Raw genomic sequence first — 5,582 nt, 5'->3', positions numbered from 1 at the left:
GCACTGGAAATGGACTGCTTCTGCCCCTGCTGTCTGGTGATCAGAATGATAAGAGCCCGGTGACGGGAGACTGTCACGCCGGGATCTGTGGGAGCCCGGGGCTGAAATGCCCCGGGCTACCCGACCGCCCGGGACGGTCTGCGTTGGACGCGGTGGCGGTATGCCGGAAACGTTGCTGGAAGAAGGACTGGGTGGTCGATCTGGACATCCAGAAGTTCTTCGACAGTGTGCCGTGGGACCTGATGGTCCAGGCGGTGGAGGCTCACACCGACGCTCGTTGGGTGCTGCTGTACGTGAAGCGGTGGCTTGCTGCGCCGTTGCAGCGGCCTGACGGTACCTTGCTGCAGCGAGACCGGGGAACCCCACAGGGGTCAGCGGTTTCGCCCGTATTGGCGAACCTGTTTCTCCATTATGCGTTTGATACGTGGATGTCTCGGAATTTTCCGGGCGTCACTTTCGAACGTTACGTCGACGATGCGGTGGTGCATTGCGTCAGCGAACGTCAGGCAACCATGGTGGTCAAGGCGATCGGGGAGCGGATGGTCGAGGTCGGGTTGCAGTTGCATCCGGACAAAACCAAGGTGGTGTACTGCAAGGACGGGAAGCGTAGCCGGATGTATCCGGAGACGTCGTTCACGTTCTTGGGGTTCACCTTCCAAGCCCGCCGTGCGCGGAGCAAGAGCGGGGAGATTTTCACCTCGTTTCTGCCCGCGGTCAGCAAGGAAGCCCTCAAGAAGATGAGTGCGCAGGTGCGAGCCTGGCGGCTACATCTACGCACTGGCCGCACTTTCGCTGGGCTTGCCCGGGAGATTAACCCGGTCGTGCGCGGTTGGATGCAGTATTATGGCGCGCTCTACCAGACCGCGTTGTATCCCTTGCTGAGGCGTGTCAACTACTACCTGATGCGCTGGGTCCGCAAGAAGTATCGGAAGGTCAAGACCTTCAAGAAGTTCCACAAGCGGTGGAAACAGGTGACCGCCACGTGGCCGAACCTGTTCGCTCACTGGAAATGGGTCCATTCGATCTGGTGATCAGGACAATAAGAGCCCGGTGACGAGAGATTGTCACGCCGGGATCTGTGGGAGCCCGGGGGTGCGATTCCCTCGGGCGACCCGACCGCAGGCGCTTGTGGAGGAACTCTCCGAGAGCGCGGACAACGACAGGCCGCCGAGGACATCATAACCACAACTTTCGCCGAATTGCGTTCCGCAGGGATATCGGTGAAGAAATCCTGCGCACTGACCGGCACGTCACGGGCGACCCATTATCGTCACGTCACCCCGAAAGGCCCGATGCACGGCCCGTGGCTGCCCCGCACACCACCCTCGCAGGCCCTCGACGCACCCCCCCCCCCGGGCGCGGCCTGACCCGGCATCAGGCGGGGCATCGGTCTCCTGGCTGGGTGCCCTCCGGTTGTCCGAGGTCAGTGGGTGGCGGTCCAGGTGCTGGTGCGGGGGCCGGTCCAGGTTTGGGGATGCAGCCGGCGGTGGTGGGTGCCGCAGTGCTGACATTCCCAGGTGTAGTGCCGCCAGGTGTTCACCGTCAGCTGGGATTCGGTGACCTCGGTGCTGCCGCACGTCGGGCACGGCGCCTCCAGTGGCCAGTCACGAGGTTCGATCCACCGGCCCACCGCCGATCTCCCCTCCCCATCAGTGCCCGGCTATTCCAGGACGGCTGTGCGGGCGTGGCGAAGATCGTCGACGACGAGGATCTCTTGGCCCCAGTGGCCTCGCCATGCCACCAGCACGAGGTCCCGTGTGGTGGCCACGTCCAGCAGGCGCCGTTTCTGCGGTGGCGTCGCGGCCTGGTTGACCACACCCGCGGCAGTGATGTGGATCAGCACCACCGACGAGGCAAGCCAGGACAATCGCCCGATTGTGCTGGTACGCCGTAGCGCGGAGGCATCGAACGCGGCGAATCTCGGCACGAGGACAACCTTAGCCAACCAACACCGCCGACGGGGGCTTCGGGATCTTGGTGGCCCACGATCGGCGACCGCCGCGGCCTGGAGTCCGTCAGGTGGTGGCCGGTATTCGCTGGGAGTCATGGTGTCGAGCAGGTCGGCTATGCCCCGCCGCTGCAGCGCGGCGCACACCTGGTCGTCGTCGGTGCCGTGGTCGTGCAGATCTACGGCTCGGCGCTGGTCGGTCCCGGGTTCACCCAGGTCGTGCAGTGGGCGGCGCTGCCCGCCGAACGAGGTCGGAAATTGGTTCGCCGGGCTCGCGCAGGCCCTGGATCGATCTGGCAGTCGTGCAAGTGCCCCGGCGCGGGCGGGTTCACCGCGTCGGGCATGAGGTCGGCGAGTGCTCGGGTGACCATCGGACCCTTCGCGCAATGATGCGTCTCGATCACCGCGCCAGTCCGGCCTGTTTCGGGGTGAGCCCGGGTGGCCGGAAGCGCATCTTGCTTGTTGGCCTGGTGGCCACACCGTTGGTGTTTCCGCGGTGTCGCGTGCCTGCTTGTCGCTGTCGCGGGATAGCGTGTGTCGGCCCATCGTGCGAGGTGGAGGACGGGAGAGTCAGGATGATGGCAGAGCGCACTGACGCCGAGCACGGCCACGACGAGGTTGATGCCGAGCAAGTCCACCATGATCTGGTGGCTCAGCCGCACACCGACGAGGAGGGCCCGGTCGCGGAGGCCGAGGCCGAGGCAGCCGAGTTGAGCACCGCGGCGGCACCGATGGGGGCGCCGGGGCAGCGGATAGACCGCAGGTCACCGTTCTTTGTGGGGATGCTGGGCGCCGCCGGGGTCGCGGTGACGTATCTGGTGGCGCAGTTGGTCGTGACCGCGCAGGACACGCTGGTCCTGATCGGGTTGGCGTTGTTCCTCGCGATCGGTCTGGAACCGGCGGTGTCGTGGCTGGTCGGGCGTCGGTTCCCGCGGTGGGCGGCGGTGCTGTCGGTGCTACTGGCGCTGGTACTGATCGGCGGCGGGTTTCTCGCCGCCGCCATCCCAGTCGTGGTCGAGCAGGCCACCGCGTTCGCCCACCAGGCGCCGCGGTACTTGCAGACCCTCAAGGACCACAATTCGCCGTTGGGGCAGCTCAACGACCGGTTTCAGATTCAACAGCACCTACAGCAACTGTTCAGCGGCGGCGGGCAGGGCTCCGGTGTCCTCGACGGCGCACTGAGCGCCGGTAAGGCCGTGCTGGGAACCGTCGGTGACCTGCTGATCGTGATCGTGCTGACGATCTACTTCCTGTCCGACCTGCCGCGCATCCGTGCCGGTCTCTACCGGCTGATCCCGCACACCCGCCGCCCGCGCACGATCCTCATCGGTGACGAGATCTTCGCCAAGGTCGGCGGATATGTGCTGGGCAACGCGCTGATCTCCCTGATCGCCGGGACTGTCACGTTCGTCTGGTTGCTGATCTTCGGGGTGCCGTACGCGCTGCTGCTGGCGATCCTGGTCGCGCTGCTCGACCTCATTCCGGTACTCGGGACAGCCATCGCCGGGATCGGGGTGTCATTGGTGGCCTTGACAGTGTCGTGGCCGGTCGCGCTGGGCACCGTCGCGTTCTTCATCGTCTACCGGGTGGTCGAGGACTACCTGCTGGTGCCGAAGATCATCGGGAAAGCGGTGCAGGTCCCCGCGTTGGTCACCGTGGTCGCGGTGCTGCTCGGCGGGGTGCTGCTCGGGGTGATCGGCGCGTTGGTCGCGATCCCGATCGCCGCCGCAGGACTGCTCATCCTGCGCGAGGTGGCCTACCCCCGACTCGACCAAGCCTGACACCGCCACCGCCGTGCACGAACGTCCCGACGAATCGGCGTCGTCGGCGGCGGCGGTGCGCCAGCCGGGTTCGCGTGGTGTATGTGTAGCTGATCGATCCTGAACTGGACCGGTTTCTTTACCGTGTGGAAGGCCTATGTCCTTCCGCACTTCTGACTTCGTGGCGGATTGTGAGCCGCGCGCCAGATTCGCCGAGTCCCTCGGCCCGCAGGGCACCCGGAGTGCCTTGGTGCGGGCTACCAGCACGGTGACGAAGTTCGGCATCGAGGTGCCACTGACCGCGCCACGGTGGGCGCCGCTTTGCAACACAGCAGGTGGAGTGCCGACTGTCCGGTACTATACTGTAAGTCTGCCCATGGGAGCTGAACGTGATGTTGCCGGTGGCGGGGGGCATACCGGCTGCGCGCGAGGAAGGGCATGCCGGTTTTGGTATGCGGTGGTGGGCCCGTGTGGTTCTTGGTAGACATACTGATGCGTAGGCATCGATCGCAATCGCCGCGTCGGGCGTCCAATGAAGTGTCTGGATGGCGTCGGTTTCGTCGCCGCCACCGGTGGGTGGACCATCTCGCTCGAGCTGTCGATCGCTACCTCGATCACAGCGGTTATCAGTACGTGGCTTCAATAGCTTACTTCAGCTTGTTGTCGCTAGTACCGATGTTGATGGTGGGTTTCTCGTCTGCGGCTTTCGTGTTAACCGGACAACCGCATGTACTGAGTGTGTTGCGCAGCGCAGTCGTGGGGGGCGGTGCCGAGTCCGTTGGGCAGCACTGTCGGCGGGCTACTTGACAACCTGATCGAGCATCGCGCGAAGGTCGGGGTCTTCGGCCTCGCGGTAGGACTGTATTCGGGTTGGAACTGGATGAACGCCTTGAGGGATGCGCTGACCGCTATGTGGAACCAGCAGCGGGTTGAGCAGCACTCATGCAAATGGTACTGAAGGATCTGCTCGCGCTGGCGAGCCTGGTGGTCGCGTTAGTTCTGTCCTTCGCTCTCACCGCAATTGGTGGCGCGTTAGGTGCGCGCTTACTCGGGCTGGCAGGCATGACTACAACTGGTTGGGCCCACATCGTGCTCTCGATAGTATCGACGTTGCTGGCGTTGCTGGCGAACTGGCTGGTGTTTCTGTGGGTGCTCGCGAAACTTCCGCGGGCAGCAGTCGGCGCGCGCAGCGCCGTGAGGGGCGCTGTGGCCGCCGCGGTCGGGTTCGAACTACTCAAGTGGGCCGGTAGTATTTATGTCGGATTAATTAGCGATTCCCCGACCGGCACTGCTTTCGGTTCCGTGATTGGATTGTTGCTTTTTATCTCGCTGATATCACGCCTCCTGGTGTTTCTCACGGCGTGGACAGCGACGGCAGCAGACGCTGTGGCGCTCAACCGCGATTCGGCGCCTTAATAATAGCCGCCGCCATCGACAGTGACGGTCGTCCTCTGTGACGTCTCGTCCACGACTGTTGAGATCGATCGGCGCGCTCGGTGCGCCTGTGTGCTACTCGTTCCGTCCCGTATTGGTCGATCTCGACATATTGGCTTGTACTGTGCCGTAACAATGACGTATTGCGCCGTCGGCATCGCACTCGGTAATTTTCGGGGGCCGGGGCAGCGTGGTGGGCCCTTCGGATATGCCGAATCGTCGGATGGTGAGCAACTCGGTGCCTCTTACTTGTGGGGCCCTGGCGGGATGTGGCTGGTCGGGTCGCGGGGCGGGTGGCAGGCCGACGGTGACACCGGCGGCACGGCAAAGGCAAGATCACGTTGAGTGACATTGGTTGCGTACGGTAGCGATGATAGCGAGCGCTCTGAGTGGGCTGCGGGCGATCCGTTCGGTCGTTCGTTTGATGGCGTTGGTGCCGT

The 5,582-nt window shown here is 64.3% G+C and carries 6 protein-coding genes; 4 read left to right on the top strand and 2 right to left on the bottom strand.

The features are described 5' to 3' along the window. The coding region (locus tag QMK34_RS46740) for a reverse transcriptase domain-containing protein (protein ID WP_326421463.1) at positions 1 to 1,031 on the top strand (1,031 nt) is incomplete at its 5' end. A gap of 392 nt (positions 1,032 to 1,423) precedes the next feature. Here QMK34_RS46740 and QMK34_RS46735 read toward each other — a convergent pair. Together QMK34_RS46735 and QMK34_RS46730 are read right to left on the bottom strand one after the other, a co-directional pair. Further along, positions 1,424 to 1,630, bottom strand: a complete 207-nt coding sequence (locus QMK34_RS46735) for a hypothetical protein (RefSeq protein ID WP_326421462.1) — start codon at positions 1,628 to 1,630, stop codon at positions 1,424 to 1,426. A gap of 30 nt (positions 1,631 to 1,660) precedes the next feature. Then, the gene (locus QMK34_RS46730; protein WP_326421461.1) at positions 1,661 to 1,927 is read right to left on the bottom strand and encodes a hypothetical protein; all 267 of its coding nucleotides are present in this window, start codon (positions 1,925 to 1,927) and stop codon (positions 1,661 to 1,663) included. A gap of 186 nt (positions 1,928 to 2,113) precedes the next feature. Between QMK34_RS46730 and QMK34_RS46725 the strand changes: the two genes are divergently transcribed. The 3 genes from QMK34_RS46725 to QMK34_RS46715 all read left to right on the top strand — a co-directional run bounded on the left by QMK34_RS46725 (position 2,114) and on the right by QMK34_RS46715 (position 5,124). Continuing rightward, positions 2,114 to 2,338: a hypothetical protein gene (locus QMK34_RS46725; RefSeq protein ID WP_326421460.1), complete on the top strand. Its 225-nt coding sequence runs from the start codon at positions 2,114 to 2,116 to the stop codon at positions 2,336 to 2,338. Between the two features lie 185 nt (positions 2,339 to 2,523). Beyond that, complete coding sequence (locus QMK34_RS46720; RefSeq protein WP_326421459.1) at positions 2,524 to 3,729, top strand: AI-2E family transporter; 1,206 nt, start codon at positions 2,524 to 2,526, stop codon at positions 3,727 to 3,729. Positions 3,730 to 4,650: 921 nt separating this feature from the next. Beyond that, the gene (locus tag QMK34_RS46715; protein ID WP_326421458.1) at positions 4,651 to 5,124 is read left to right on the top strand and encodes a YhjD/YihY/BrkB family envelope integrity protein; all 474 of its coding nucleotides are present in this window, start codon (positions 4,651 to 4,653) and stop codon (positions 5,122 to 5,124) included. Positions 5,125 to 5,582: the final 458 nt, after the last annotated feature.

This window comes from Amycolatopsis sp. H20-H5 (assembly GCF_035828755.1).
In the GTDB taxonomy this organism is placed as follows: domain Bacteria; phylum Actinomycetota; class Actinomycetes; order Mycobacteriales; family Pseudonocardiaceae; genus Amycolatopsis.
This window is presented reverse-complemented; position numbering and strand designations above follow the sequence as displayed.